The organism is Streptomyces sp. NRRL S-350 (assembly GCF_000719705.1).
Classification (GTDB): Bacteria; Actinomycetota; Actinomycetes; order Streptomycetales; family Streptomycetaceae; genus Kitasatospora.
The window spans coordinates 1-237 of sequence record NZ_JOHO01000234.1 but is presented as its reverse complement, the minus strand read 5'-3'; the positions used below and the strand labels follow the sequence as shown (position 1 = coordinate 237).

Here is a 237-nt window from a genome sequence, read left to right as displayed (position 1 = left end):
CCACGGTCCCCAGGCGAGGCTGGTGGTGGGGTGCCCGGTGCTGGTGCGGTGGTGGGCGAGGGCGTCCAGGTAGGCGTTGGCGGCGGCGTAGTTGGCCTGTCCGGGTGAGCCGAGGGTGGCCGCGGCGGAGGAGAACAGGACGAACGCCGTGACGTCGCGGTCCCGGGTGAGTTCGTGCAGGTGCCAGGCCGCGGTCGCCTTCGGCGCGAAGACGCGCTCCAGGTGTCCGCGGGTCTG

The 237-nt window shown here is 73.8% G+C and carries 1 protein-coding gene; it reads right to left on the bottom strand.

Annotated features, from left to right (window positions below; translation table 11 throughout):
* On the bottom strand, nucleotides 1-237 hold a 237-nt coding region (locus tag IF30_RS42995; protein ID WP_037903314.1), incomplete at both ends, for a ketoreductase domain-containing protein.